Raw genomic sequence first — 26,352 nt, 5'->3', positions numbered from 1 at the left:
CACCGCTCAACCACGCCGACGACCACCTCCGGGCACGCGGTAGCGTCTTCGCGTGACCGCCGACCAGATCCTCGACTCCGGCCTGCCGATCCGTCTGCTGCACGACCGCGTGCTGGTGCGGGTGGAGGGCAGCGAGGGTGAGCGCCGCTCCACCGCCGGCATCGTGATCCCGGCCACCGCAGCCGTCGGCAAGCGGCTGGCCTGGGCGACCGCGGTGGGGGTGGGCCCCCACGTCCGCGCGATCGTCTCCGGCGACCGGGTGCTCTTCGACCCCGACGACCGCTCCGAGGTCGAGCTGCACGGCCGGGGGTACGTCCTGCTGCGCGAGCGGGACGTGCACGCCGTCGCCGCCGAGCGGGTGGAGACCGACTCCACCGGCAACACCGGCCTCTACCTGTAGCGGCGCCCACCGACCGCCGGGCGCCGCCGTTTGTGGCGCTGCCCGGTGGGAAGCCAGGCAACGTCCAGCGCCCTGGGGAGGGACGATGCCGGTACTCGTGAAGAAGCTGCTGCTCTGGGGCGGCGTCGCCTTCCTGATCTACTTCATGGCGTTCCGGCCGGACGGCGCCGCGCAGATGTGCAAGAGCATCGGGGCGGGGCTGATGGCGATGGCCCAGGGGCTCGGGGACTTCCTCACCAGCCTGATGACCTGACCGCGCCGCCGGGGACGCCGGCGGCGCGTCGCCGGGTCAGACCTGGCCGGGCGGCCAGGGCGCGGCGGGGCGCGGGCCGTACCAGCCGGGTGGGCCGTAGCCGACCGGGTAGGCCGGGGGCGGCGGCGGAGCCAGCACCACCGGGATCGGCACCACCGGGGAGTCCGGGGCGTCCACCGCGCGCTGCGACCCGTCCGGGAAGCGCAGGTGGTAGCGCTGCCCGTCCCAGACCCCGACCGGCGCCTGCGGGTCGCGCCCGACGAAGTACGCCCGGTACGCGGCGATCGCCTCCAGCAGCTCCCGCTCCTCCCGGACGGTCCGCTCCCGGTCGGCCGCCTTGCGGTCCAGCCCCCGGCGCATCCCGTCGCGCAGCAGCGCCAGCCGGGTGGCCGCGAACTGGTAGCCGCGCATCGCCCGCAGGCCTGCCTCGCCGCCGACCCGGCGGGCCCAGACCCGGGCCGCGTGCCGCCGGCCGAGGCTGCCCAGGGCCGCCACCTCGGGCGGGGTGAGCCAGCCGGCCCGGACGTAGTCCGGCAGGGTCCGCTCGGTGAGCCGCCCCTCCCAGGCGCGCAGCCAGACCGCGAAGCCGACCATGCCGAAGAAGATCGGCACCATCAGCCCCACCATGCCGTACAAGAAGATCACCAGCTCGCCGGTGGCCTGGACCAGCGTCGGGATCAGGTTCCACGTGCCGTGCAGCATCATCGCCAGCAGCAGGCCGGCGGCCGGCGCGAGCACCCGCACCCGCCGGTCGGCCGTCCGGGCGGCGATGCCCAGCCCCACCCCGGTCATCGAGGTGAACAGCGGGTGGGCGAAGCCGAAGAGCAAAATCCGGGTGATGAAGATGGCGAACACCTGCCGGAAACCGGTCGCCGGGCCCCACTGGTCCGCGCCCGAGGCGTAGCCGTAGCCGCCCAGGTAGAGGATGTTCTCCACCATGGCGAAACCGACCGCGGAGAGCCCGCAGTAGACCAGGCCGTCGGTGATGCCGGACCACTCCCGCCGCCGGAAGACCAGCAGCAGGATCGGGCCGAGCGCCTTGGTCAGCTCCTCGATGAACGGCGCCACCAGCACGCCGGTGAGCGCCGACGGCAGCCCCCAGTCCTTGAACAGCCTGGCGAAGGTCTCGTTGACCGTCAGCGACGCGGCGGTGGAGACGAACGCGCCCCAGGCGAAGCAGAAGATCAGGTACTTCAGCGGCTCCGGCTCGTACCGGTCGAGCCAGAGGAAGCAGGCGACCAGCACCGGCACCGGCAGGATCGCCGCGACCACGCCGACGAGCAGCGCCTGCGGCCCGAGGTTGGAACCGAGCACGAAGAGCATGTAGACCGCGCAGGCCGCGATCAGCAGCACCACCCCGGCCAGCGCCAGGATCCGCCGCCAGCCGAGCCGGCGCAGCGGCATCCGGGGCACGCCTCCCCCCGTCGGCGGGACGGCGGGCACGGTCGGCGGCGGCGCGGGCGAGCCGGGCGGTGTGGCGGCCATGCGGTCAGCGTAGTCATCCGCGGCCCACTGGTCCGGGCGCATCGGTGGTGGTTATGCTGCCGTCAGGTCACGAGCGCCAGCGTCAAGCCCCGGCTTGCTGGCCGGCAACCCTCGTCGAGGTTCGCGGTGGGGTGCCCCGGGTGATGACCGGGCCCAGCCCGTTCCGTGTGCTGGGCAAGCGCGGACCCCGTCCCGGTGTGCCCACACGCGGGGTCCGTGGACCCCGGAGGCCCCGCCATGACCCTCACTCTCGTACCGCCCGCCGCCCCGGCCACCACCGGGCCGGCGCCGGCCGGGCCGGACCCGCTCGGCGTGCTCGGCGTACCCGGGCAGGTGAACCTGGACCACGCGGCCAGCGCACCCTGCGCGCGGGCCGCGGCCGACGCGGTGGCCGAGCTCCTGCCCTGGTACGCCAGCGTGCACCGCGGCGCCGGGGCGCTGTCGCGGCGCTGCACGCTGGCCTACGAGCAGGCCCGGCAGACGGTCGGCGACTTCTTCGGCGCCCGCGACGGCGACCACGTGGTGTTCACCCGCAACACCACTGACGCGCTGAACCTGCTGGCGCGGGCGCTGCCGGCCGGCACCACCGTGGTCACCTTCGCCGGGGAGCACCACGCCAACCTGCTGCCCTGGCCCCGCGGCTCGGTACGCCTGCCGGTGCCCGACAGCCCCGCCGGCGCCGTACGCGGGCTGGACGCCGCCCTGGCCGAGCTGCGCCGGGGCGCGACCTCGGGGCCGCCGGTGCTGGTCGCGGTGACCGGGGCGAGCAACGTGACCGGCGAGCGCTGGCCGGTGGCCGAGCTGGCCCGGGTGGCCCGCCGGCACGCCGCCCGGATCGTGCTCGACGCCGCCCAGCTCGCCCCGCACGCGCCGGTGGACGTCGCCGCGCTGGACGTCGACTACCTGGCCGTCTCCGGACACAAGCTGTACGCCCCGTTCGGCGCGGGGACCCTGCTCGGCCGGGCGGACTGGCTGGACGCCGCCCCGCCGTACCTGGTCGGTGGGGGCGCCACCAGCCACGTCGGCGCGGCCACCCACGAGGTGCGCTGGGCGACCGGCCCGGCCCGGCACGAGGGCGGCACGCCCAACCTGCTCGGCGCGGTGGCCCTGGCCGCCGTCTGCGCCGCGCTGGCTGGGGCGGACCGGGAGGCGCTGCACGCCCACGAGCAGCGGTTGGTGGACCGCCTGCGGGACGGGCTCGCCGCGCTGCCGGACGCCGTCGAGCTGCGCACCTTCGGGCCCGCCGCACCCCGGGTCGGCATCGTGTCGTTCGTGCTGGCCGGCCGGGACTCCGCCGAGGTTGCCGCGTACCTGGCCCGGGAGCACGACATCGGGGTGCGGGACGGCCTGTTCTGCGCGCACCCGCTGGCCCGGCGGCTGCTCGCCGAGGCGGCCGCGCGCGCCGGGCGGGACGACCTGCCGCCGACCGCGCTGCGGGCCAGTCTCGGGCTGGGCAGCACGGTGGCGGACGTGGACCGGCTGCTGGCCGCGCTCGCCGGCCTGCGGTGAGCCGGTCCCCGGGTTGGCCGGGGCGCGGGCGGGCGGCTCAGCCCACCGGCGGGGCGCTGGGGGGCTGCTGCCGGGCGCCGACGCGCTCGGCCGGCTCCCCGACCGGCTTCTCCTGGTCGCCGAAGGACTTCCGGACCAGCCGGTTCGCCTCCTCCTGTTCGAGGCCGGAGGCCACCAGAAGGTCGCTGGCGGTGGTACGCACCTGGGCGATCACCACGCTGCCGGAGAAGCCGACGCCCTGCGCGTAGGCCCGGCCGGCCTCGCTGACCGCCCGCAGCGAGCGTTCCCGGGCCTTCGCCGGCTCCTCGCCGACGGCGAACTCGTGCCGGAGCAGGCGTACCGACTCGGCGAGGTGGGCCACGGCGTCCGGCATCGGCTCCGGGATCGGCTCCTCGTCCTCGATCAGGGTGACCGACCGCCGGATGAGCGTGCCGCTGTTGCGCATCGCCCGGTCGATCGGGTCGGCGGCGTCCGCGTAGTGGACCAGCTCGTTGCGCCGGTGCCAGCGGGCCGGGGAGAGGGTGCTGGTCTCCTTCGCGCCCTCGATCGCCTCGGTGAAGGTGTTCAGCTCCTCCTTGTTCTCACGGAGCCGTTCCAGGGCCCGTTGGGCGGTGCCGCGATCCCGGTTGCGCAGCGCCTCGGCGGCGATGTCGAGCTGGCCGGCGAGCAGGTCGAGCGCCGGCCGAGCGGCCCGGTTGATCACCCGCAGCGGGTTGAGTGGCAGCAGGATCGCCGTCACCAGCAGCGCGATGCCACCGCCGACGGCCGCGTCGACGAACCGGGGTATCTCCAGGTTCTTGGTGGAGGGGCTGAGCGTGACGATCAGCACCGCGGTGGCCGCCGCCTGGATCACGATGGCCACGCTGCCGCCGAAGAAGATGGTCAACAGGATGGCCAGGGTCACCACCAGCCCGAGCTGCCATCCGCCGGTGCCGAGGAGGTAGATCAGGCCGTCGCCGAGGAACACCCCGACCGCCACCCCGACGATCAGCTCCACCGTGCGGCGCAGCCGCTGCCCGACCGAGGCGGCCAGCGTGCCGACCGCCGAGATCGGCGCGAAGACCGGCTGCGCGTTGTGCAGGAATTCGTGCGAGACGATCCAGGACAGCGCGGCGGCGAGCCCCGCCTGGACGGCGAGGCCCGTGGTCATCCAGACCCGGTGCAGCCGGTCGTGCAGGGTGGCCCGGCTGCGCCGGCGCAGCTCCTCCACCGCGTCGGCGATGCGGGCGGAGTCGACGTCGGAGGCACCGTCGCGCAGCCCGATCCGGCGTATCAGCGACGATCGTCGGTCCCGGGCCACGGCCATGGCCCGGGACTACCCGTACCGGCGCGGTTCATCCCCGCCTGCTCGGGCAGACTCGACGGGGTGACGGAGCTGATCGACCGCTGGCGGTCGGCCGCGCGGGACGCCGGTGCCCCCGACAGCCCGGCGCTGGCCGGGGCCGGGGAGGAGCTGCTGGCCCGCTGGCGGGAGCCGCAGCGGCGGTACCACACCGTGCGGCACCTGACCGCCGTGCTGGACGTCGTCGACGCGTACGCGGAGCTGGCCGACCGGCCGGACCTCGTGCGGCTCGCCGCCTGGTGCCACGACGCGGTCTACGACCCCCGCGCGACCGGCGAGGCCAACGAGCGGGACAGCGCCGCGCTGGCCGGCGCGCTGCTGGCCGGGCTGCGGCTGCCGGCCGCCGCGGTGGCCGAGGTCCGCCGGCTGGTCCTGCTCACCGCCGGGCACGCCACCGCCGCCGGCGACCGCGACGGCGGGCTGCTCTGCGACGCCGACCTCGCCGTCCTGGCCGCGCCGCCTGCTGAGTACGACGCGTACGCCGCCGCGATCCGCGGGGAGTACGCGCACGTGCCGGAGCCGGACTTCCGGGCCGCCCGCGCCCGGGTGCTGGACGCCCTGCTGGCCCTGCCCGCCCTCTACCGCCTTCCGCCGCTGGCGGCCCGCTGGACCGACCGCGCCCGCGCCAACCTCACTCGCGAACTCACCGCCCTCCGCTGACGCCGCGCGCCCGCTCGCACGGGCCGCCCGATGATCCACCCGTGGTGCGGCAGGTCGCGGTCTCCCCGCCGCCGGACCCGCGCCACGCCGCGAACGGCGACCACACGGCCAGCGGCGGGCGGGAGCGTCAGCGGGCGGGGCGGGTCAGGTGTTTCGGCCGGCGGAGGCCGGCGTCGCGGAGCAGGCGTACCAGCTCGCGGCTGGGGACCACCCGGGCGCCGAGCCAGACGGCGACGGTGAAGCGTTCGGCGGGGATGTCGTAGTGGTCGCGGTCGAAGCCGCGCCGGGGGGCGCCCAGCGCCTCGGCGAAGACGTGCAGTTCGGCGGGGGAGACGTCGCTGATCAGGTGGGACCAGAGCCGTCCCCGCCACGGCCAGGCGGGCCGGTCAAGGTACAGCATGGCGGCCAATCTAGCCGCCGGTTAGCCTCTCCCGCATGACCGGATCCCCCCTCCTCGACGACCTCCGTGCGGCGCTCGGCGACGACGCCGTCCTCACCGACCCCGATCTGCTCCGGATGCACCAGCGCGACGAGGCGGACCTCTGCCCGGCCGGTACGCCGCTGGTGGTGACCCGGCCACGCGACACCGCGGGGGTGGTGGCGGTGGTCCGGGCCGCCGCCCGGCACGGCGTACCGGTGGTGCCGCAGGGCGCGCGGACCGGCCTGGCCGGCGCCGCGAACGCGGTCGACGGCGCGGTGGTGCTCAGCACGGTGGCGATGGACGCGATCCTGGAGATCGACCCGGTCAGCCGGATCGCCGTGGTGCAGCCCGGGGTGGTCAACGCGACGCTGGCGGCGGCGGTGGCGAAGCGCGGGCTCTACTACCCGCCGGACCCGGGCTCCTGGGAGTCCTCCACCATCGGCGGCAACGTCTCCACCAACGCCGGCGGCATGTGCTGCGTCAAGTACGGCGTGACCACCGAGTACGTGCTCGGCCTGGAGGTGGTGCTCGCCTCCGGCGAGGTGCTGCGCACCGGCCGGCGCACCGCCAAGGGCGTCGCCGGGTACGACCTGACCCGGCTCTTCGTCGGCTCGGAGGGCACCCTCGGGGTGCTCACCGAGATCACCGTGTCGCTGCGCCCGGCGCCCGAGGAGTCGCTGACCATGGTGGCGGTCTTCGGCTCGACCGCCGAGGCAGGCACAGCGGTGGCCCAGATCGCCGCCCAGGGGCTCACCCCCAGCCTGCTGGAACTGCTCGACCGGACCCACCTGCGGGCGATCGAGGCGTACCGGCCGATGGGGCTGCGGACCGACGCGCAGGCGCTGCTGCTGGCCGCCGCGGACACCGGCGCCCGGGCCGCGGACGACCTGGCCCGGCTGGCCGAGGTCTGCGAGGCCGCCGGCGCCGAGGAGGTGTACGCGGCCACCGACGCGGTGGAGGCGGCGGCGCTGCTCCAGGCGCGCCGGCTGGCGCACCCGGCGATGGAGAAGTTCGCCGCGGACGCCTTCCCCGGCGGCAACGGCGGTCTGGTGATCGACGACGTGGCGGTGCCGCGCGGCTCGCTCGCGGCGCTGCTCGACGGGGTGGCCCGGATCGCCGACGAGTGCGACGTGCCGATCGGCGTGGTCGGGCACGCCGGGGACGGCAACATGCACCCGAACATCGTGGTGGACCGGGCCGACCCGGCCAGCCTGGAGCGGGGCCGGCGGGCCTTCGACGAGATCATGCGGCTGGGCCTGGACCTCGGCGGCACCTGCACCGGCGAGCACGGCGTGGGGCTGCTCAAGCGGGACTGGCTGGCCAGGGAGATCGGCCCGGTCGGGGTCCGGGTGCACCAGGCGATCAAGGCGGCGCTGGACCCGACCGGGCTGCTCAACCCGGGCAAGGTGCTCTGAGGCCCCGGCGCTCAGCCGCCGCCGACCGTACGGCCATCGACGGGTGTGCGTTCGGCCCCGATCGGTCAGCGGGACGAGGTGGGCAACCCGGCGCTGTCCCCGTCCACGCCCCGGTCGGCGGCGAATCCCCGCACGTCCGGCGCGCCGAGGCGGGCCGCGTCGGCGGTCGCGTCGTCCGGCATCAGCTGGGACTCCCGCTCCGCCTCGACCCGGGCCCGGTAGTGGGCGATCTCGCGCTCGCGGGTGGCCGCGTCCCAGCCGAGCACCGCGCCCATCAGCTCCGCGGTGTGCCCGGCCGACTCCAGGCCCCGGTGGGGGGTCTCGAAGGAGATCCGGGTACGCCGGGTCAGCACGTCCTCCAGGTGCAGCGCCCCCTCGGCGCGGGCCGCGTACGTCACCTCGGCGGCCAGGTACTCCGGGGCGCCGGCCAGCGGCGAGGCGAGCAGCGGATCGGCGTCGACCAGGGCCAGCAGCTCCCGGGTCAGCGTGCCGTAGCGCTCCAGCAGGTGCTCGACCACGCCGACCGGCACCCCGTGCCGGCGGGCCAGGTCGGCCCGGTCCCGCCACATGGCCGCGTACCCGTCGGCGCCGAGCAGCGGCAGGTCGGCGGTGCGCGAGGCGCGGCCGCCCCCGAGCCGGCGGACCGCCCGGTCCACCACGTCGGAGGCCATCACCCGGTACGTCGTGTACTTGCCGCCCGCGACCAGGAGCAGCCCCAGCATCGGCTCGAAGACGGCGTGCTCGCGGGAGAGCTTGGAGGTGGAGTCGGCCTCGCCGGCGAGCAGCGGACGCAGCCCGGCGTAGACGCCCTCGATGTCCGCCGTGGACAGCGGCCGGTCGAGCACCGTGTTGACCTGGTCGAGCAGGTACTGGATGTCGCGGGCGGAGGCGGCCGGGTGGGACCGGTCCAGCCGCCAGTCGGTGTCCGTGGTGCCGATGATCCAGTGCCCGCCCCAGGGGATGACGAAGAGCACACTGGTGGCCGTCCGCAGGATCAGCCCGGTTTCGCCGGTGATCGCCGAGCGGGGGACGACCAGGTGCACGCCCTTGGAGGCCCGCACCCGGATGCCGGGGCGCAACCCGACGTCGTTGAGCATCCGCGACATGTCGTCGCTCCACACGCCGGTGGCGCCGATGACGGTGCGCGCGCGTACCTCGAATTCGGCGTCCGGGGAACCGGCGGGCGCCTCCAGGTCGCGGACCCGGACCCCGGTCACCTCACGGGCCTGCCGGATCAGCCCGACCGCGCGGGCGCTGCTCACCACGGTCGCACCGAGGCTGGCCGCGGTGCGGGCCAGCGTCACCACCAGCCGGGCGTCGTCGACCTGGCCGTCGTAGTAGCGGATGGCGCCGGCCAGCGAGTCGGACCGCAGGCTGGGGAAGATCCGGCGGGCGCCCTCCCGGGTCAGGTGCCGGTGCAGCGGCATCCCCCGCCCACCGCCGAAGACACCGGCAAAGGCGTCGTAGGCCGCCACGCCGGCCCCGTAGTAGGAGCGGCGCAAGGCCCGGGCCGGCAGGTCGCGCAGCCCCCGACCGGCGGGCAGCGGCACCAGGAACGGCACCGGCCGGACCAGGTGCGGGGCGAGCCGGGTGGCGAGCAGGCCACGCTCGGTCAGCGCCTCGTGGACCAGGTGGAACTCCAACTGCTCCAGGTAGCGCAGGCCGCCGTGGATCAACTTGCTGGACCGGCTGGAGGTGCCGGCGGCGTAGTCGCGGGCCTCCACCAGGGCCACCTTGAGCCCTCGGGAGGCGGCGTCCAGCGCGGCGCCCGCCCCGGTCACGCCACCGCCGATGACCAGCACGTCGAACCGTTCGGACCGGAGCCGGCGCAGGTCCGCGGCGCGGCGCTCCGGGGAGAGCTGGCCGGCGGCGGATCTGGTCACGTTGGGGTCGCGCACCCGTCCACCGTAACCGCCCGGGGTCCCGGGCAGCAGGCCCCGCCCCCGCCCGGGCCGGGAGCGGCCGGATCACCCACCGTCCGGCACCGGCCCGGGCCCCGCCCACGGACCGGGCAGCGAAAAGCCGGATCCGGGCACGCCGGGACGGTACAGACGCCGGGGAGCGGGCCGGGCGTCGTACTGTTTCCAGATGCGGGCCGAGCCACCTCTCACCGGAAGCGACGGGACCGGCCGGTCCGCCAACCCCTGGGCGGTGGTGGCGGCCGTGCTGGCGGGCGGCTGGACGGTGGCGGCCACCGTGCTGCTCCAGGTCGTCGGCTGGTCCGTCGACCAGGTGCTGCTGGCCAGCGGGCTGCACCGGTGGCCCTGGATCTGGCCGGCGGTCTCCCTGGCCACCGTCCTGCTGGTGGGCCTGCCGGCCCTGCTGGTGGCGCTGCTGCCCCGGTCCGCGGCGGTCCGGGCCACCGGCCGGGCCTGGCTGGCCGGGGTGCTCGCGTTCGGCGCGCTCGGCGCGCTGCGGGCGCTCCCGCCCGTGCACCACGAGCTCTACCTGGCCGCGCTGGCCGCCACCGCCGCCGTGCTGGCGCTGGTCGCCGCCCGGCTGCCGGACCGACGCCGCATCCCCGGCGACACCCCGGACGCGCCGGGCGGCCGCCGGCCGGATCCGGTCACCCTGCTCGCGGTGGCCGCCGGGCTGGCGCTGCTGCTCCCCTGGGCCTGGCTCGGCGCGCTGGGCGGGCTGCTGGAGACCGTGCTCGCCGCGCTCGCCGCCGCGGCGGTGGGCGCGCTGGCCGGGGTGCTGCTCGACCGGCGGTTCTGGTCCCCCCTCGGCGGCGGCGAGCCACCCCGCCCGGCCCGGCTGGTGCTGGTCGGCGGCCTGGCCTGCGGGGTGACCCTGCTGCTGCTCGCCGCCGGCACCGGGCACTCCGGGGCCCAACTGCCCGCCCTGCTCGGCGTGCCGCCGGTCGCCTTCACGCTCGCCGCCCTGTACGCGGCGACCCGCCGGACCGGCACCCCGGTCGCCGGACCCGCCCGCTGGCTGGTCGGGCTCGCGCTGTTCGGCCCGCTCGCCTTCGCCGACCCGGAGGAGATCTCGGTCCTCCTGACCACCAGCCGCGACGTGCCGTTCTGGGTGGCGGCCGCCGCGGTCGCCGGGCTCGCCGTCGCGGTACTGCTCGCCGTCGGGTACGGCGTCCTGCTCGCCCGACCCCGGGGGGTCACGCCGAGCCGGCGGGTGGCCGCGCTGGTCGCCGGCGTACTGCTGGTCGCGGTCGGGGTGGTCGACGTGGTCCCCGGACAGCCCGGGCTGCACGGCGACCGGCTGCTGGTGGTGCTACGCGAGCAGGCCGACCTCGCCGGCATCCCGGCCGGTACGCCGGGCCGGGCCGGTCGTGACGCGCGCGCCGTCGAGGTATACCGCCGGCTGGTCGCCACCGCCGAGCGGACCCAGGGCGACCTGCGCCGGGAGCTGACCCGGTTGCGCCTGCGCCCGACCCCCTACTACCTGGTCAACGCGATCGAGACCGACGGCGGCCCGGCGGTGCGGGCCTGGCTCTCCGGCCGCCCCGAGGTGTCCCGGGTGCTGGTCAGCCAGCGGGTACGCCCGCTGCCCGCTTCCGCGCCGACCACCCACGGGGACGCGCCGGCGCCCGCCGGTCCGGCCTGGAACATCCGGATGATCGGCGCCGACCGGGTCTGGTCGGAGCTGGGAGTGACCGGTTCGGGGGTGGTGGTCGGCAGCTCGGACTCGGGCGTGGACGGCCACCACCCGGCGCTCGCCGACGGCTTCCGGGGCGGCGACGACTCCTGGTACGACCCGTGGGACCACACCCGCACCCCGAACGACGCCAACGGGCACGGCACCCACACGGTGGGCAGCGCGGTGGGTCGGGACGGCGTCGGGGTGGCCCCGGACGCGCGCTGGGTGGGCTGCGTCAACCTCGCCCGCAACCTCGGCAGCCCCGCGCGCTACCTGGACTGTCTCCAGTTCATGCTGGCCCCCTTCCCGCCCGGCGGCGACCCTTTCACCGACGGCCGGCCGGCGCGGGCACCGGACGTGCTGACCAACTCCTGGGGCTGCCCACCGATCGAGGGCTGTGACGTCGGGGTGCTGCGCCCCGCCACCGGGGCGCTGGCCGCCGCCGGCATCCTCGTGGTGGCTGCCGCCGGCAACACCGGCCCGTACTGCGGCTCGATCGCCGACCCGCCCGCGCCGTACCCGGACGTGGTGACCGTCGGCGCGGTGGACAACAGGAGGCTGGTCACCCGGTTCTCGAGCCGTGGCCCGGCCCCCGGCGGAGCCGCCAAACCGGACCTGGTCGCCCCGGGCGCGGGCGTGCTCTCCGCGATGCCCGGCGGCGGCTACGCCACCCTGGACGGGACCTCGATGGCGACGCCGCAGGTGGCGGGCGTGGTGGCGCTGATGTGGTCGGCGAACCCGGCGCTCGTCGGCGACCTGGAGCGCACGCGGCGGATCCTGCGGGAGACGGCGAAGCCGGCTTCGACGAACTACCCCTCGCATGCTCCGCAGGACACCTGCGGCGCGGAGGAGCGCATCGACGGCGCCGGCATCGTCGACGCGTACGCGGCGGTGCGGGCGGCCCGGGCCGGCTGAGCGGGGTCTTGCGCCGACCCGTGGTGGTTGATCTAGGGTCGGCCACCATGGAGTTCATCCTCGCCGATCTGCCCGCCGACCGGGTTCCCGCCGTGGTCGCGTTCTGCGGCCGCGCGCTCGACCTGCCCGAGGACGCCGCCGAGGCGGAGTCCGTGGTGACCGCCCTCTGGCCCCGGGCGGCGGCGGACCGGACGGTGCTGCCGCTCGGGGCGTACGCGGGGGACGAACTGGTCGGGGTGCTGATCGGATCGGTTTCGGCGGCGGACCCGCGGCTCGGGCACGTCGACCTGATCGCGGTCGCGCCGCAGCGGCGTCGCCGGGGTGTCGGCCGGGCCCTGGTCGCCGAGGCGGAACGGCGACTCGCCGGTCTCGGCGCGGCCGAGCTGCTGCTGGCCGGGAACCCGCCGTACTACGCCTGGCCGGGCATCGACGTGCGGTACACCCCGGCGGTCTGCCTGGCGCTGGCGCTCGGCTACCGGCAGGACCGGACCGGGTGGAACATGACCGCCGACCTGTCGTACGACGGATCACCGGCGCTGCGCACGACGGAGCCGGCGGAGGCCCGGCTGGCCAGCCAGGGCGTGTCAATACGCCGGGCGGAGCCGGCGGACCTGCCGGCGCTGGCCGGCTTCGCCCGGTCCACCTTCGGCGGCGCCTGGGACGGCGAGCTGGCCGGCTCGGTCGGCCGCGACGGCGCGGGCTGCCACCTCGCGGAGCGGGCCGGGGAGATCATCGGCTTCGCGGCCTGGGGTTCGTCCCGGCCGAGCTGGTTCGGCCCGATGGGCACCGCGCCGGCGGCGGAGGGTTCGGGCATCGGCGGGGTGCTGCTGCGCCGCTGCCTGCGCGACCAGCACGAGGCCGGGATCCCGGCGGCGCAGATCGGCTGGGTGGGGCCGGTGCCGTTCTACGCCGGCAGCGCGGGCGCGCGGATCGAGCGGGTCTTCTTCCTGTACCGCCGGACGCTCTGAGGCCCGCTCTGACCGGCACCGCCGGACGCTCTGACGATCCTGCCGGACGCTGCCGGACCCGGGACGGATCGACAACCGGGCGAATAGGATATAGACCCTGATAATGCCATTCGCCCACGTGAGTGATCGACGCCCCCTACCGTTTTGGTAGAGGAGGCGGCCATGACCACGGACAACGAACAGACCGACGACGCGGTGCCCCACACCTGGACACCGGTCGGTGACCCGCCCATCGGAGTGCCGTTCGACCGGCGGGACTACGGCGACGCCGAGCAGCTCGTCGAGATGGCCGGGGTCGACGAGTCGGAGGCCGACGACCCGGTGACCGTGGTGGACGAGCCGGTCGCCGTCCGCCCGCCGTACGACCGGGCGCAGAAGCGGCGTAACCAGCACACCCTGCCCTGACCGACGGAAAGGGGCGGACCGCTCGCGCGGCCCGCCCCTTTCGGCGTTCGGAGCTGGACTCAGAAGTCCATGTCCCCGCCACCCGGACCAGCCGGGGCGGCCGGGGTCTTCTCCGGCTTGTCCGCCACGACGGCCTCGGTGGTGAGGAAGAGCGCCGCGATCGAGGCGGCGTTCTGCAGCGCCGACCGGGTCACCTTGGCCGGGTCGATGATGCCGGCGGCCAGCAGGTCCACGTACTCGCCGGTCGCGGCGTTGAGGCCGTGACCCGCCTCGATGTTGCGGACGCGCTCGACGACCACGCCACCCTCGAGGCCGGCGTTGACGGCGATCTGCCGCAGCGGGGCGTCCAGCGCGATCTTGACGATCTGCGCACCGGTGGCCTCGTCGCCGGTCAGGTCCAGCTTGTCGAAGGCAGACTTGCCGGCCTGCACCAGCGCGACGCCACCACCCGGGACGATGCCCTCCTCGACGGCGGCCTTCGCGTTGCGGACGGCGTCCTCGATGCGGTGCTTGCGCTCCTTGAGCTCGACCTCGGTGGCCGCGCCGACCTTGATCACCGCAACGCCGCCGGCCAGCTTGGCCAGCCGCTCCTGCAGCTTCTCGCGGTCGTAGTCAGAGTCGCTCTTGTCGATCTCGGCCCGGATCTGGTTGACCCGACCCTGGATCTGCTCGGCGTCGCCGGCACCGTCGACGATGGTGGTCTCGTCCTTGGTCACCACGACCTTGCGGGCGCGGCCCAGCATGTCGAGGCCGACGGCGTCCAGCTTGAGGCCGACCTCCTCGCTGATGACCTGGCCACCGGTGAGGATGGCGATGTCGGCCAGCATGGCCTTGCGGCGGTCACCGAAGCCCGGCGCCTTGACGGCGACCGACTTGAAGGTGCCCCGGACCTTGTTGACGACCAGGGTCGCCAGGGCCTCGCCCTCGATGTCCTCGGCGATGATCAGCAGCGGCTTGCCCGACTGCATGACCTTCTCCAGGATCGGGAGCAGGTCCTTCACGGACGCGATCTTGCTGTTGACGATCAGGAGGTAGGGGTCGTCGAAGACGGCCTCCATGCGCTCCGGGTCGGTCATGAAGTACGCGGAGACGTAGCCCTTGTCGAAGCGCATACCCTCGGTGAGCTCGAGCTCCAGGCCGAAGGTGTTGCTCTCCTCGACGGTGATGACGCCTTCCTTGCCGACCTTGTCCATCGCCTCGGCGATGATCTCGCCGACGGTGTTGTCACCGGCAGAGATGGAGGCGGTGGAGGCGATCTGCTCCTTGGTCTCCACGTCCTTGGCGAGCTTGAGCAGCTCCTCCGAAACGCTGGCCACGGCGGCCTCGATGCCCCGCTTCAGGGCCATCGGGTTGGCGCCGGCGGCCACGTTGCGCAGGCCCTCGCGGACCAGGGCCTGGGCCAGGACGGTCGCCGTCGTCGTGCCGTCACCGGCCACGTCGTCGGTCTTCTTGGCGACCTCCTTGACCAGCTCGGCGCCGATCTTCTCGTAGGGGTCCTCGAGCTCGATCTCCTTGGCGATGCTCACACCATCGTTGGTGATGGTGGGGGCACCCCACTTCTTCTCGAGCACGACGTTGCGGCCCTTGGGGCCGAGCGTCACCTTCACGGCGTCGGCGAGCTGGTTCATGCCCCGCTCGAGGCCGCGGCGCGCCTCTTCGTCGAACGCGATCATCTTGGCCATACGGCGTTGTCCTCCTGGACACTCACGGGCCACCCGAGTTTTTGTGCCCCGGATGGGCCGCCTGGTGTACGCACCTTGGGACGTCGCCACCTGGCGACGACGACGTCCTTCGGCCGGGCCGGACAGCCCGCGACGACCGGCCATGTGCCGCCCCGGCGCCATCGAGACGCCCGTGCGGCCGTGGCCCTACCGCCCCGACCATTGGCACTCACGGTATGCGAGTGCCAATGACTTGTTTAGCACTCTCCCCTGTCGAGTGCAAGCACGATCGGGCCGGTCAGCCGAGTTCCGTCGCCAGTCGCGCGACGTTCACCGGAGCCTCGTGGGCCCGCTGCTCGGCGTAGGTCACGACCAGCCCGACCAGCTGCACCAGGTAGACCGGGACGACCAGCACGGCGGTCACCACGACCACCGCGACGGCGCCCACCGTGGAGCCCGGCGCCGCGAACGGGTCGGTGCCCAGCGGCGCCTTGCCCACGACCTCCAGCACCGCGCCGACCACGCTGCCGAGGACGACCGCCACCGCCACCAGCGCGACCCGGCCCAGCACCATGCCGAGCCGGTCGTGGAAGAAGCGGAACGAGCGGCCGATCGGGTTCTGCCGCTCGAAGAGATAGACCGGTCCGGCCAGGGCGAGCGCGAAGGCGAGGTAGACGCCGGGCAGCACGCAGAAGGCGAAACCGACCGTGAGGATCACACCCATCAGCAGGCTCCAGGCGTACAGGCCCGGCGCCCGGCGCAGGCCGTAGCGCAGCGCGCCGCCGAGGTCGGCCGGGACACCGGCCGCCTGCCGGGTGAGCACCCACGTCCCCGCCGCCCAGCCCACGCTCTGCACCACGAGGAGGAGCAGGCTGGCGACCAGCATCCAGGCCCCGAACGTGACGAGGTCGCCCAGGTAGCCCTCGGGCAGCGAACCGTCCGCGGGCCTCGACTCCAGCCGCGGCGTCGGGTCCAGCCCGAGGCTGATGATCGAGATCACCGCGGCGGGGAGGGCCTGGGTGAGCAGCATGACCGGCAGCAACGTGCGCCAGCTGCGGCGCAGCGCCCCGGCGCACCGGGCGAACCAGCCGTTGACGCCGGCGTACGGCGGGTTCACCAGCGGGTCGGCCGGGTCCCACCCGCCGGCGGCCGGCCAGCCGTACGGGAGGTGACCGCCGTACGGCGGGTAGCCCGGAGGGAAGCCGGCGTGCGGGCCGGAGCCGGGCGGGAACCCGCCGGTGGGCGGGAAGACCCAGCCCTGGTGCGGACCGGCGGGCTCGACCGGGCCGGTCGGCGCGGGCGGACCGACGGGACCGGGTTCGGGCGGACCCGACGGGGACTGGTCGGACATGGACCCTCCTCAGTGACGGCGGGATCGGCCCATGATCTTCCCTGGCGCCCGCCCGCGCCGCTGCCCCGCACGGGGGCCGACCGGCGAGCGGGACCGGGCCCGACTCAGGCGATGACGCGGACCCGCTCGGCCTGCGGGCCCTTCTGGCCCTGGGCGATGTCGAACTCCACCCGCTGGCCGTCGTCCAGCGCCTTGTAGCCGTCCATCTCGATGGCGGAGAAGTGGACGAAGACGTCCTGGCCGCCGTCGACGGCGATGAAGCCGTAGCCCTTCTCGGCGTTGAACCACTTCACGGTGCCCTGTGCCACGGTGCACTTCCTCACTCTGCGCGGCGTTCCACGACCCCGGAGGCCGGCGGACCGGCACCGGAGGACCACCGCTTCGGCGATCGGTGAGGGCCGCTGAATCGGTGACCGAAATCGCACGCTACACGAGGCGTGACGGTCGTGCACGACCCCAAATCGGGCATATTCCGGCGCTCCGCCGACCGTTCGCCCATCGGTGGTCGTCGCTGCGGTATGCATGCGGACATGACAGCTACCCCGGCCCGGTCGGAAGCCCGGAGAGCCACCGTCCGCCGGGTACGCCCCGAGGACGCCGCCCGGATGCGGGCGCTGCGGCTGGAGATGCTCGCGGACGCGCCGCTGGCGTTCCTGGAGACCGTCGCCCAGGCCGCCGCCCGCCCGCACGCCGACTACACGGCCCGGATCGCCCACGTCTCCCGGGGCGACCACACCGCGCAGTTCGTCGCCGACCCCGGCGGCCGGCTGGTCGGCCACGCCGGCGGCATCGCCGCCCCGGACGAGCCCGGCCTGACCGTCGTCTACGCCGTCTACGTGACCCCGGCCTGGCGGGGCAGCGGCCTGGTCGGCGAACTGATCGACGGGGTGGCCGCCTGGTCGCGCGCGTGCGGCCGGCCGGAGCTGATGCTGGAGGTGGTGGTCGGCAACGAGCGCGCCTACCGCGCCTACCGCCGGCTGGGCTTCACCGACACCGGGGTACGCGTGCCGCACCCCACCGTCCCGGCCCTGCGCGAGCTCCAGATGCGCCGCCCCGCATGACCACCCGAGGGCCAGCACACCGGGCAGCACCCCGGACTGCCGCCCCGGACTGCCGCCCCGGACCATCAGAACCATCACGCAGGGCAGCACCCCGGTGAGACACACCCCCGACCCCGGCAGCGGCGCTCGCCAGCGCACACCGCACGGGTTTCCGGGGGAGCCCGCCCGCGGAAGGATCAAGCCTGACCGCCTGGAGCGGGTGGGCTCCCCCGGAAACCCAGACCTCGACCTGCCGAGACCTAGACGTGCCGCCGGCTCTGCACGATCCGGAACCGGTTCGCCACGTACGCGCCGTCGGTCAGCGCGGCGTTGGCGGCCGGGTTGGCGCCACTGCCGTGGAAGTCCGAGAACGCGGCCGACTGGTTCACGAAGACCCCGCCGGTCAGGTTGCAGGACAGGTGCACGCCGACGTCGACCGCGGCGGCCTCGGCCGCGTCCAGCACCGAGGGGTCGGTGGAGTAGACGGCGGCGGTCAGCGCGCCCTTCTCGCCCACCGTCGCGCGCAGGATCTCCAGGCTGTGTGCGGTGGAGTCGGTGGCGATGACGAACGAGATCGGCCCGAACCACTCGCGGCCGTAGGTGGCGGTGTCGTCGGCGGCGAGTTTCACGATGGCCGGCGTCCGCACCACCGCGCCGGGCAGCGCCGGGTGCTCGACGGTACGCGACTCCAGCACCGGCTCGCCGACCTTGGTGACCTCGTCCAGCCGCTCCAGCACCCCCTCGTTGACGATGGCGCCGGTCAGCTCGACCCCGCGCGCCGGGTCGGCGGTGAGCTTGCCGACCGTGCCCGCGATGCCGGCGGCCACCTCGTCGAAGCTCTTGTGCCCCTGGTCGGTGGCGATGCCGCCGGACGGGATGAGGATGTTCTGTGAGGTGGTGCACATCTGGCCGCTGTAGAGGACCAGCGTGAAGCCGAGGTTGCGGCACAGCCCGGCGAAGTCGTCGGTGGAGTCGATCACCACCGTGTTGAGGCCGGCCTTCTCGGTGTAGACGGCCGCCTGCCGGGCGTTCGCCTCCAGCCAGTCGCCGTACTCGGTGGAGCCGGTGAAGTCGACGATCTTGACGGCCGGGTGCAGCGCCAGGGTGGAGGCGAGCTTTTCGCCCGGCGCCTCGGGGGCGAGCAGCACCAGGTTGGGGTCGAAGCCGGCCTCGGCCAGCACCTCCCGGGCGTACTTCACCGTGATGGCCAGCGGCAGCACCGCGCGCGGGTGCGGCTTGACGACCACCGGGTTGCCGGTGACCAGCGAGGCGAAGAGCCCCGGGTACGAGTTCCAGGTGGGGAAGGTGTTGCAGCCGATCACCAGGGCCACACCCCGGGGCACCACGTGGAACGTCTTGGTCATCCGCAGCGGGTCGCCCTTGCCGGCCGCCTTCTCCCAGCCGGCCGTCCCCGGGTGCCGGGTCATCTCCGCGTACGCGTAGGCGAGCGCCTCCAGCGCGCGGTCCAACGCGTGCGCGCCGCCGGCCTGGAAGGCCATCACGAACGCCTGGCCGCTGGTGAACTGCACCGCGTTGGCCAGCTCGAAGATGTGCTTGTGCAGCCGGTCGAGGATCTCCAGGCAGACGCCAACCCGGGCCTGCGGGCCGGCGTCACGCCAGGCCGGCAGGGCGGCGGAGGCGGCGGCGACCAGTTCGTCGGCACCAGCGTGCGGGTAGCGCACGTTCAGCTCCAGCCCGAACGGGCTGGACTCGGTGGCGACCGGGTCGCCCGAGCCGGGCTGGTCGAGGGGGAAGTCGCCGTTCAGGTACGCCTCGAAGGCGGCCTTACCGTCGGCGGCGGCGGTCTCGCCGTACACCCGGGGGCTGGGTGACTCGGGATAGGCGGACCAGTATCCCCGCTCCGTGATCGCGGTCAGCGCGCGGTTGAGGGTGTCGGCGTGCCTGTCGTACAGGGGGTGCGGGGTCTCCGTCATGCCGCCATCATGCAACAGCAAGCCACCAGATCAGTAGGGGCGTGTCACAGGTCAGATCGTCAGCTGCCAGTCCGTCGAGCCGTCCACCGGGCGGAAGCCGAGCTGTTCGTTGATCGCGGTCATGTGGGAGTTGTCCGCCGCGTTGTAGGTGTCGACCGCGCGCAGCTCCGGCTCGTGGGTCAGGATGTGCCCCAGGTTCTCGATCTTGCAGAGCAGGCCGAGCCGGTGACCGCGGTGGTCGGGGTCGACGATAGTGGTCTGCTGCCAGGCGTGCCAGGTGGTGTTCGCGGCCATGCTGAGCATGCTCCAGGCGACCATCCCGCCGGACGCCTCGTGCACCGCGCCGAGGTTGTACACGCGGACGCCCCGGGCGTCGAACGCCCGCTCGGTGCCCCGGATCCGATCGGCGTCGAACTTCTCCTGCTCCCACTGCAGGTCCCCGGTCGGGGCGTCGGTCATCAGCCGCCCCTCCAGATAGGCGACGTCGGCGACGTACGCCTCCGGGGTGCGCTGCCGCCAGCGGACGGTGCGGTAGCCGGCAGCGGCCGTGCGGGCCTCGAGCAGCAGCGCCGCCAGCCGGGGCCGGTCCAGCGCGGTGGTGTCGAGCCGACGGCGGACGTCGGCGAGGGCCGGGTGGGCGCCGACCGCGGCGGCGAAGGCGGCTCCGGCGCCGTCCCGCGCCGGCCCGCCCGGCAGGGTGGTGACCGTCGACCCGACCACCCGCTTGCGCCCGGCCTCGCGCAGCAGGCGCAGGCCGTGCTCGTGCAGCGCCCGGCCCACCCCGCGCCGCCGGTGCGCCGGGTCCACCACCAGCTCGGCGCTCGCGTTCTCGGTGTTGTCCAGCAGGTGCAGGTGCAGGCGGATCCAGCCGGCGGGCGCCCCGTCGAGCCGGGCCAGCACCCAACGGGTGTCGATGCCGGGCATCGGGTGACGCAGCGGCGCCTCGAACCGGCGCCGGCACAACGACGGGAAGTCCGGCAGGTCCGCCGCTTCGGCCGCCACACCGATCCGGTACGCCGCGTCGAGCGCCGCCTGGTCGGCCGGGTCGAGCGGGGTGATGGAGATGCCCATGCGGTGAGCCTGCGTCATGCACAGCGAAGGGGCCAGCGGTTTTCCCGCTGGCCCCTTCGGACGTTGGTCGGGAGGGACGTCCGCACAACGCCTCCGGCGTTGGGTCGTAAGAACTGAAAGTCTCCGGCGGAACGCCCTCCCGCACGGAGCATCTTGCGCCGTCCGGTTCCTGCCGTCAAGTCCTTGTCGGCGGGTTTTCCACACTCACAGCGAAAAGCCAGTTACCCGGCGGATCGACCCGATCCCCCGTCCGGGCGATCCGCCCGTCCTCCTCCCGGCCAAGCTGCCGATCCGCCGGTTGCGGCAGGTCGCGGTCTCCGAGCAGCCGGGAGCCGCGACACGCCGCCGCCGCGCGCCTCCGTTTGCGGCATGTCGCGGCTTCCGAGCGGCGGGAAGGCCGCGACACGCCGCACATGGAGTGGATCAAGCGGACCTCGGCCCGCGGACCGGGCGTCGAGGGGCGGCGGAACGGGATGGCCAGAGCGGGCGGGCCGTCAGGCGAGGAGGCCGGCGTCGCGGGCGGCGCGCAGCGAGGGCTTGATCCGGTGGGTCGGGCCGACCTGGCCGGCGATCGCGTCGATGGTCTTCAGGCCCTCGCCGGTGTTGAACACCACGGTCTCGGCGGTCGGGTCGAGCCGTCCGGACTCGACCAGCTTGCGCAGCACCGCCACGGTCACCCCGCCGGCGGTCTCGGCGAAGACCCCGGTGGTACGGGCGAGCAGCCGGATCCCCACGCGAATCTCCTCGTCGTCGACGTACTCCATCCAGCCGCCGGTACGGCGCACCGCCTCCAGGGCGTAGAGGCCGGCGGCCGGGTCGCCGATGTTGAGCGACTTGGCGATGCCGGTCGGCTTGACCGGAACAATGGTGTCCCGGTCGTCGTGCAGCGCGGTGGCGATCGGGTTGCAGCCGGCGGACTGGGCGCCGAAGACCTTCCAGCCTCCGGCCGGCGCCTCGACCAGGCCGATCTCGACCAGCTCGGAGAACGCCTTGTCGATCTTGGTGAGCAGCTCGCCGCTGGCCATCGGGATGACCACCTGGGCCGGGATCCGCCAGCCCAGCTGCTCGGCCACCTCGTACCCCAGGGTCTTGGAACCCTCCGCGTAGTACGGGCGGACGTTGACGTTGACGAACGCCGTGTCCTCGAACTCGTCGGTCTCCACCAGCTCGCCGCAGAGCCGGTTCACGTCGTCGTACGAGCCGTCGATGGCGACCAGGTCGCCGGCGTAGACCGCGGTGGTGACCACCTTGCCCTGCTCCAGGTCCCCGGGGATGAATACCACCGACGGCACGCCGACCCGGGCCGCGTGGGCGGCCACCGAGTTGGCGAGGTTGCCGGTGGAGGCGCAGGCGAACCGGGTGAAGCCGAGCGCCCGGGCGGCGGTCAGCGCCACCGAGACCACCCGGTCCTTGAACGAGTGGGTCGGGTTGGCGCTGTCGTCCTTGACCCAGAGCGGCGCGGTGATGCCCAGCTCGGCGGCGAGGTGCGGGGCGGCGACCAGCGGGGTCAGCCCCGGGTCCAGGGTCACCCGGGTGGCCGGGTCCTGGCCGGCGGGGAGCAGGGCGGCGTACCGCCAGATGTTCTGCGGACCGGCCTCGATCAGCTCGCGGGTGACGGCGGCCAGGGCGGCGGCGTCGTAGTCGACCTCCAGCGGCCCGAAACACTCGTAACAGGCGTGCTGGGCAACGAGCGGGTAGCGCGCGGAACAGGCGCGGCAGACCAGGGCGCGGGCCGGGCTGGCGGTGATGTCGATGCCGGGGGCGGCGGGAAGCGTCGACGTCATGTCGAGAGTCCTCTCATCTTTCCCCACATCGCACCCTGCGGCGGGGACGGAATTGGCACCTGCCCGCGCCGGCTCGTCATCGAGCGTGCGGGTGGTTGCCGGGGCGTCGTCGGGCCGTATCCCTCAGCCCCTCTGGATGAGGTATGCAGTTGTGCCACCGATTCTAGGAGGTCGCACCGCGGATGCCGAGCCCGGTTCCCACGCTGTGAGCCACCCGGCCGGCGGCGCCGCCGGGGCCGTGGGGAGCGGCTCCGGCGGCGAGCTCACCGCCGTTGCGTATCGGCAGCAGGCCGTCCGGCTGGTGCACGGTGAAGCAGGCGTACGCCATCGAGCCGGAGGCGATCAGCGCGGCGGGCCGGGTGAAGAGCCCGACCAGGACCAGCGCGCCGCAGACGGCCTGGATCAGCGCGGCCCACCAGCCCGGCCACTGCCCGACCGGTACGGACTGGCCGGTGCCGCGGCTGCCACCGAGCACGCCGAGGAGCGACGACAGGCCGCGGCAGAGGAACAGCAGGCCGACGACCATACGGAACAGGGACAGGGGGGCCGTGGAACCGGTCGGAATTCATGGCTACCTCCGATGAGTGGGATGAGCCCACCCAGGATCAGCAATAGAATGATCTAGATTCATAGCTTTTCTATCAACGGGAAGTCGCTCGGTGGGAGCGGGGTCAGCTGTGACGTCCTTGCGGGTGAAGCGCCAGCAGGCCAACCCCCAGAAGAAAATCGCGTAGCTCACTGCCGGTTGCGGCGCAACTTCTGCACGGCCACGTGATCTTCGTGGGTACGTAGCCCCACCGTCTTGATGCCGTCTCGTCCGAGCCTGTGAGGCTACGACGCCGTTGGCAGCCCACGAAATCGGGCGCTCACCCCGCCGACGACGATGTCAACTTCCCGACTCGGCGCGACTGCCGGGACTGCGTCGACACGACCATGTCCGATAGTGTCCGACCCGACACGCCAAGCGAGGGTTTTGTGCGCCGGCACGCTGAGGCCGCCCGCAACTACATTGACGTTTTCGGTCGAGCCGCTGACCACCCACCGCACGAACATCCCTACACCCTGAGTGCGGGTCTGACTTCTCCTCGACGACAAGGGGACGCGATTGTGAGTCGGCAAGTGTCCCACTTGATGACGGCTGCCAATCTCGGCGCCCTGCTGTCGCCGCTCGCAGCGGCGGTGACCTTGGGCGGCATCACCTGGACCACGAAGAACCGCGTGGTCAGAGAGGGCAGCGTCCGAGTCGGCACCGCCATCAGGGCGCTCGCTCCGTGTCGGCTTCGTATGACCGTCAACGAGCTGAAACCTAGCGAGCCGGCGCTCCAATATCTCGCTGGTGATGGTCGGATGGGCTTCTCCGCCCGCCGGCTCTGCCTGAACACCCCACATCGCCCCTTTCCCGGCACCCACAAACACCGGAGCGAGCCCGGCGGAGGCGACGAGGGGGCCTACGAACCAGACGATATCCCCGCCGTTCCGCTGCAACCGAGGGTCGCACCCGGCACCTACCGTGCGATCCTGGAAGCGTTCGCTGCGGAGTGTTTCATCGCGATCGGGGACGACTTCATCTGGCGAGAGCCGTGAGGAGGAGATGATCGTGGATGCCACGACTGTCATCGGCGCTGTCCTCCGGACAGTCAACGACAACACCGTCGTGCACCCATACGGCGATGGCCTGCTGGTCGACCTGCCCCTGACCTACGGCGACGGCGACGGCGTACGGGTGCTCGTCGAACCAATGGGCTCCGGCTATCGCGTCACCGACCGCGCCGCCGCAGCATCCCTGCTGTCCATGGCGGGAGTAAACCTGTTCGCTGGCCGGGCAGCCGAGGCGTTCGCCGAGATCATGGCCGGCGGCGGTCTCAACGGCGTCAACGCGGCCCCCGGTGAAATCGCGACCTTCGGGGCCGCCGAAGATCTGGGCAGGCTGGTCCTGGGTGTCGCCCAGGCTTCGTTGCGTACCGACCAACTCCGCTGGCTCGCTCCTCGTCAAGCGGGGATGAGGTTTGTCGATCGAGTCACTGATCGGGTCACCGTCTGGGCTGGTCGCAGCCGCAACCTCCAGCGAGACGCCCCGATTCCACTGGAGTCAGGGCGCAGCCGCTCGGTCACCCTACGGGTCGCCAACGACGGCAAGGCGGCATACGTTCAGGCCGTCAGCCTGCGTGACCCCGACCAGGCCGCCGAGCACTGCTACCACGTCTTCGGCTTGTCGAAGATCGCACGAGAGAGCCGAGTCGCGGCGCTGGACGGCTCGGCGCGAGACTGGCCCCCAGCAATCGTCGCCGAACTCCGAACCGTCAGCGACGTCGAGTTCTTCGACGATCCACTCAGCCTTGAGCGGCAGCTCGACAAGGTAGTGCCGCCTCCACAGGCCGCCCTACGGCCATAGCGGAAACCACTCACACCGAACGATGGGCGGCGCCGGGCGCCGGATCGAACACGCCCGTGAGTCACCAATGGAAGCCGGGCATCCGAAGGATGCATGGGCTCTGCTACTTCTGAGCGTCTGGAACGAAGACGCCCAAGCCTTGATGGCCATACAGCTCGCCGGTCTCGATCAGGATCGTAATGGCCTGCCGGACGGTCGACTGGCTGCCCACTTCGTACAGGTCAGCCAACTCCTTGGTGGAGGGCAGCTTGTGACCGGGCGGCCACTCACCTTCAGCGATACGTCTCCTGATGTCAGCGATGATCCGCCGGTAGTGCGGCTCGAACTTGCGAGGTGTGGACATGCGAAGTACTCCCAGCTAGGCATGTCCATCTGATCACGAAACCCGGAAGCGCCTCAAGCGCATCGTTGACTTTACCGGCATTATCGGTAAAGCTCGTGAAGGACCGCCCCAGCTAGGCACTGGTCGATCCCCCTTGCCGGGGCAGCGCGCCCGGCGACCGACTCCCCCTCCGGACCGGTCGGCGTGCTGCCTCGGCCCCACCGACGACAAGGAGGTCTGCACCGTGACGGACTCCGAGATTCCCGCCGCGAGCGCGATCTGGGCGGCCGAGCAGGTGGCCGGGTGAGCTGCGCGAGACGTACCTGGCGGTCGCCGCCGCCACGGTGCTGCTGGAACGCACCGGCGCGGGCTGCGCGCAACCCGGCAGTCCGGCACGCCCGGCGCAACGGCGAGGACGCCCTCGACCTGGCCGGCGACGCGGAACGGCAGCTCAGCGACGGGGTACGCCGGCTCCGCGCCGACGCCGGCCACCAGGAGTCCGGCACCATCGGCGGCCTGATCGAGGTGCTGGACACCGCCCGGGACCAGTTGGACGCGGCAGCCGCCCGGATCGGGCAGCTCCCGGCCCGGATCACCACCGCCGGGCAGCAGCTCCTCGACGCGGACCGGGCCGACCCGGCCACCGAGACGGCGGCCGGGCAGTGGCACCGCGCCGCCGAACAGCTCGACCTGATGACGGAAAGCCTGTCCGCTGCCGTCGCCGCGCTGGCGTCGTACACCGGCGGGTTGTCCGGCGCGGAACCCACCACCACCTGAAACCTGCTCGCGGACCTCCGTGGGAAGGAAAGGGCCCGGGGCGGGTGCCGGGCTCCGGCCGGTACGCCACGCGCGGTCGTGCCGGTCGACCCCGCCCGCCCCGGTGCCGCCACCCGGCGAAATCGGAAAGGCGAGACAACCGTGATCTACCGAGCCATGCAGCGTCTACTCCCGCAGCACGTCCGCGTCGCCACCTTCGGCACCCGCCGGTGGCGGGGCCTCGACCCCGACCAGGTGTACGCCTACCTCGACCAGCTCGCCGACGAACTGGAACGACTCACCCGCGACCTGGTCACCGCCAACACCGAGGGCGAACGCATCCGGCAGGCGCTGCGCCAGTGGCAGTCCCGGCACACCGGCTGCCGGCACACCACAGCGACCCCGAACAGCCGGTGGCCCCGGTGAACGAACCACACTGGATCATCCACCTGCCGACCACCCTGACCCAGGCCGGCGACGCCGCCCTGGCCATGGCGCTACGCCGCTCCCTCGGCCACGTGCTCGCCATCGATTTCGGCGAGACGACCCTCTCCGAGGAGGACCGCCAGTTCGTGCGTACCCGGGTCTGGTGCGACGCCCGGCTCGACGGAACCGGTCGCTGCCGCCACCCGGCCGGCCACGACGGCGGCTGCGCGCCCGGCCGGTGACCC

At 73.6% G+C, this 26,352-nt stretch carries 26 protein-coding genes and 2 riboswitches; of the genes, 14 read left to right on the top strand and 12 right to left on the bottom strand.

Annotation, left to right across the window (positions count from 1 at the left end; all coding sequences use genetic code 11):
- Positions 1–52 precede the first annotated feature (52 nt).
- Positions 53–400, top strand: coding sequence for a co-chaperone GroES (locus tag ABZ807_RS00875; protein ID WP_357151137.1), 348 nt, complete (start codon positions 53–55; stop codon positions 398–400).
- An 85-nt stretch (positions 401–485) separates the two neighbouring features.
- Complete coding sequence (locus tag ABZ807_RS00870) at positions 486–653, top strand: hypothetical protein (RefSeq protein WP_357151135.1); 168 nt, start codon at positions 486–488, stop codon at positions 651–653.
- Between the two features lie 36 nt (positions 654–689).
- Here the strand turns inward: ABZ807_RS00870 and ABZ807_RS00865 are convergent, their stop codons facing one another.
- A complete protein-coding gene (locus ABZ807_RS00865) occupies positions 690–2,180 on the bottom strand; it encodes a PrsW family intramembrane metalloprotease (protein WP_357151133.1) in 1,491 nt (496 codons plus the stop codon).
- Positions 2,181–2,203: 23 nt separating this feature from the next.
- Positions 2,204–2,325, top strand: a riboswitch (SAM riboswitch).
- Positions 2,326–2,375: 50 nt separating this feature from the next.
- Between ABZ807_RS00865 and ABZ807_RS00860 the strand changes: the two genes are divergently transcribed.
- The gene (locus ABZ807_RS00860) at positions 2,376–3,647 is read left to right on the top strand and encodes an aminotransferase class V-fold PLP-dependent enzyme (protein ID WP_357151131.1); all 1,272 of its coding nucleotides are present in this window, start codon (positions 2,376–2,378) and stop codon (positions 3,645–3,647) included.
- A gap of 37 nt (positions 3,648–3,684) precedes the next feature.
- Here ABZ807_RS00860 and ABZ807_RS00855 read toward each other — a convergent pair whose 3' ends face one another.
- Positions 3,685–4,947 carry an FUSC family protein gene (locus ABZ807_RS00855; protein WP_357151466.1) on the bottom strand — a complete coding sequence of 421 codons (1,263 nt, stop codon included), beginning with the start codon at positions 4,945–4,947 and terminating at the stop codon, positions 3,685–3,687.
- Between the two features lie 66 nt (positions 4,948–5,013).
- Between ABZ807_RS00855 and ABZ807_RS00850 the strand changes: the two genes are divergently transcribed.
- Positions 5,014–5,649: a metal-dependent phosphohydrolase gene (locus tag ABZ807_RS00850; RefSeq protein ID WP_357151130.1), complete on the top strand. Its 636-nt coding sequence runs from the start codon at positions 5,014–5,016 to the stop codon at positions 5,647–5,649.
- 127 nt (positions 5,650–5,776) lie between these two features.
- Here ABZ807_RS00850 and ABZ807_RS00845 read toward each other — a convergent pair whose 3' ends face one another.
- Complete coding sequence (locus tag ABZ807_RS00845; RefSeq protein ID WP_357151128.1) at positions 5,777–6,049, bottom strand: DUF4031 domain-containing protein; 273 nt, start codon at positions 6,047–6,049, stop codon at positions 5,777–5,779.
- Between the two features lie 35 nt (positions 6,050–6,084).
- Between ABZ807_RS00845 and ABZ807_RS00840 the strand changes: the two genes are divergently transcribed.
- On the top strand, positions 6,085–7,485 hold the full coding sequence (locus tag ABZ807_RS00840; protein ID WP_357151126.1) for an FAD-linked oxidase C-terminal domain-containing protein: 1,401 nt from the start codon (positions 6,085–6,087) through the stop codon (positions 7,483–7,485).
- Between the two features lie 65 nt (positions 7,486–7,550).
- Here the strand turns inward: ABZ807_RS00840 and ABZ807_RS00835 are convergent, their stop codons facing one another.
- Positions 7,551–9,368, bottom strand: coding sequence for a glycerol-3-phosphate dehydrogenase/oxidase (locus ABZ807_RS00835; RefSeq protein ID WP_357151464.1), 1,818 nt, complete (start codon positions 9,366–9,368; stop codon positions 7,551–7,553).
- A 205-nt stretch (positions 9,369–9,573) separates the two neighbouring features.
- Here ABZ807_RS00835 and ABZ807_RS00830 point away from each other — a divergent pair, with 205 nt between their 5' ends.
- The 3 genes from ABZ807_RS00830 (at position 9,574) to ABZ807_RS00820 (ending at position 13,370) form a co-directional block, all read left to right on the top strand.
- On the top strand, positions 9,574–11,997 hold the full coding sequence (locus tag ABZ807_RS00830) for a S8 family serine peptidase (RefSeq protein WP_357151124.1): 2,424 nt from the start codon (positions 9,574–9,576) through the stop codon (positions 11,995–11,997).
- 47 nt (positions 11,998–12,044) lie between these two features.
- Positions 12,045–12,965 (top strand): GNAT family N-acetyltransferase, encoded by a 921-nt coding sequence (locus ABZ807_RS00825; RefSeq protein ID WP_357151122.1) that lies wholly within the window; start codon positions 12,045–12,047, stop codon positions 12,963–12,965.
- Between the two features lie 162 nt (positions 12,966–13,127).
- Entirely contained in the window at positions 13,128–13,370 is a 243-nt protein-coding gene (locus ABZ807_RS00820; protein WP_357151120.1) for a hypothetical protein, read from the top strand.
- 59 nt (positions 13,371–13,429) lie between these two features.
- Here ABZ807_RS00820 and groL read toward each other — a convergent pair whose 3' ends face one another.
- The 3 genes from groL to ABZ807_RS00805 form a co-directional block, all read right to left on the bottom strand.
- Positions 13,430–15,052, bottom strand: coding sequence for a chaperonin GroEL (gene groL, locus ABZ807_RS00815; RefSeq protein ID WP_357151118.1), 1,623 nt, complete (start codon positions 15,050–15,052; stop codon positions 13,430–13,432).
- A 277-nt stretch (positions 15,053–15,329) separates the two neighbouring features.
- On the bottom strand, positions 15,330–16,382 hold the full coding sequence (locus tag ABZ807_RS00810) for a hypothetical protein (RefSeq protein WP_357151116.1): 1,053 nt from the start codon (positions 16,380–16,382) through the stop codon (positions 15,330–15,332).
- Between the two features lie 104 nt (positions 16,383–16,486).
- Entirely contained in the window at positions 16,487–16,690 is a 204-nt protein-coding gene (locus ABZ807_RS00805) for a cold-shock protein (protein ID WP_088960044.1), read from the bottom strand.
- A 222-nt stretch (positions 16,691–16,912) separates the two neighbouring features.
- Here ABZ807_RS00805 and ABZ807_RS00800 point away from each other — a divergent pair, with 222 nt between their 5' ends.
- On the top strand, positions 16,913–17,443 hold the full coding sequence (locus tag ABZ807_RS00800) for a GNAT family N-acetyltransferase (protein ID WP_357151114.1): 531 nt from the start codon (positions 16,913–16,915) through the stop codon (positions 17,441–17,443).
- A gap of 239 nt (positions 17,444–17,682) precedes the next feature.
- On the opposite strand, the gene paaN is transcribed toward ABZ807_RS00800, so the two are convergent.
- The 4 genes from paaN to ABZ807_RS00780 form a co-directional block, all read right to left on the bottom strand.
- The gene (gene paaN, locus ABZ807_RS00795; RefSeq protein WP_357151112.1) at positions 17,683–19,356 is read right to left on the bottom strand and encodes a phenylacetic acid degradation protein PaaN; all 1,674 of its coding nucleotides are present in this window, start codon (positions 19,354–19,356) and stop codon (positions 17,683–17,685) included.
- 51 nt (positions 19,357–19,407) lie between these two features.
- A complete protein-coding gene (locus ABZ807_RS00790) occupies positions 19,408–20,427 on the bottom strand; it encodes a GNAT family N-acetyltransferase (RefSeq protein WP_357151110.1) in 1,020 nt (339 codons plus the stop codon).
- A 494-nt stretch (positions 20,428–20,921) separates the two neighbouring features.
- Positions 20,922–22,211, bottom strand: a complete 1,290-nt coding sequence (gene thrC / locus ABZ807_RS00785; RefSeq protein WP_357151108.1) for a threonine synthase — start codon at positions 22,209–22,211, stop codon at positions 20,922–20,924.
- A gap of 10 nt (positions 22,212–22,221) precedes the next feature.
- A riboswitch (SAM riboswitch) is annotated at positions 22,222–22,354 on the bottom strand.
- A 20-nt stretch (positions 22,355–22,374) separates the two neighbouring features.
- Positions 22,375–22,737, bottom strand: a complete 363-nt coding sequence (locus ABZ807_RS00780; RefSeq protein ID WP_357151106.1) for a DoxX family protein — start codon at positions 22,735–22,737, stop codon at positions 22,375–22,377.
- A 605-nt stretch (positions 22,738–23,342) separates the two neighbouring features.
- On the opposite strand from ABZ807_RS00780, the gene ABZ807_RS00775 reads away from it, so the two are divergent.
- Both ABZ807_RS00775 and ABZ807_RS00770 read left to right on the top strand, forming a co-directional pair.
- Positions 23,343–23,795 (top strand): hypothetical protein, encoded by a 453-nt coding sequence (locus ABZ807_RS00775; protein ID WP_357151104.1) that lies wholly within the window; start codon positions 23,343–23,345, stop codon positions 23,793–23,795.
- Positions 23,796–23,808: 13 nt separating this feature from the next.
- Positions 23,809–24,603, top strand: a complete 795-nt coding sequence (locus tag ABZ807_RS00770) for a hypothetical protein (protein WP_357151102.1) — start codon at positions 23,809–23,811, stop codon at positions 24,601–24,603.
- 103 nt (positions 24,604–24,706) lie between these two features.
- Here the strand turns inward: ABZ807_RS00770 and ABZ807_RS00765 are convergent, their stop codons facing one another.
- Positions 24,707–24,946 (bottom strand): winged helix-turn-helix domain-containing protein, encoded by a 240-nt coding sequence (locus ABZ807_RS00765; RefSeq protein WP_357151100.1) that lies wholly within the window; start codon positions 24,944–24,946, stop codon positions 24,707–24,709.
- Positions 24,947–25,228: 282 nt separating this feature from the next.
- On the opposite strand from ABZ807_RS00765, the gene ABZ807_RS00760 reads away from it, so the two are divergent.
- The 3 genes from ABZ807_RS00760 (at position 25,229) to ABZ807_RS00750 (ending at position 26,349) form a co-directional block, all read left to right on the top strand.
- On the top strand, positions 25,229–25,702 hold the full coding sequence (locus tag ABZ807_RS00760) for a hypothetical protein (protein WP_357151098.1): 474 nt from the start codon (positions 25,229–25,231) through the stop codon (positions 25,700–25,702).
- 156 nt (positions 25,703–25,858) lie between these two features.
- Complete coding sequence (locus ABZ807_RS00755) at positions 25,859–26,107, top strand: DivIVA domain-containing protein (protein WP_357151462.1); 249 nt, start codon at positions 25,859–25,861, stop codon at positions 26,105–26,107.
- On the top strand, positions 26,095–26,349 hold the full coding sequence (locus tag ABZ807_RS00750) for a hypothetical protein (RefSeq protein WP_357151096.1): 255 nt from the start codon (positions 26,095–26,097) through the stop codon (positions 26,347–26,349). Before ABZ807_RS00755 ends, ABZ807_RS00750 begins: the two co-directional genes overlap by 13 nt.
- The last annotated feature ends 3 nt before the right edge of the window (positions 26,350–26,352 follow it).

The sequence above is a fragment of the Micromonospora sp. NPDC047548 genome, from assembly GCF_040642975.1.
In the GTDB taxonomy this organism is placed as follows: Bacteria; Actinomycetota; Actinomycetes; order Mycobacteriales; family Micromonosporaceae; genus Micromonospora.
Note: the sequence above shows the minus strand (reverse complement) of the source record. Positions and strands in the feature narration are given on the sequence as shown.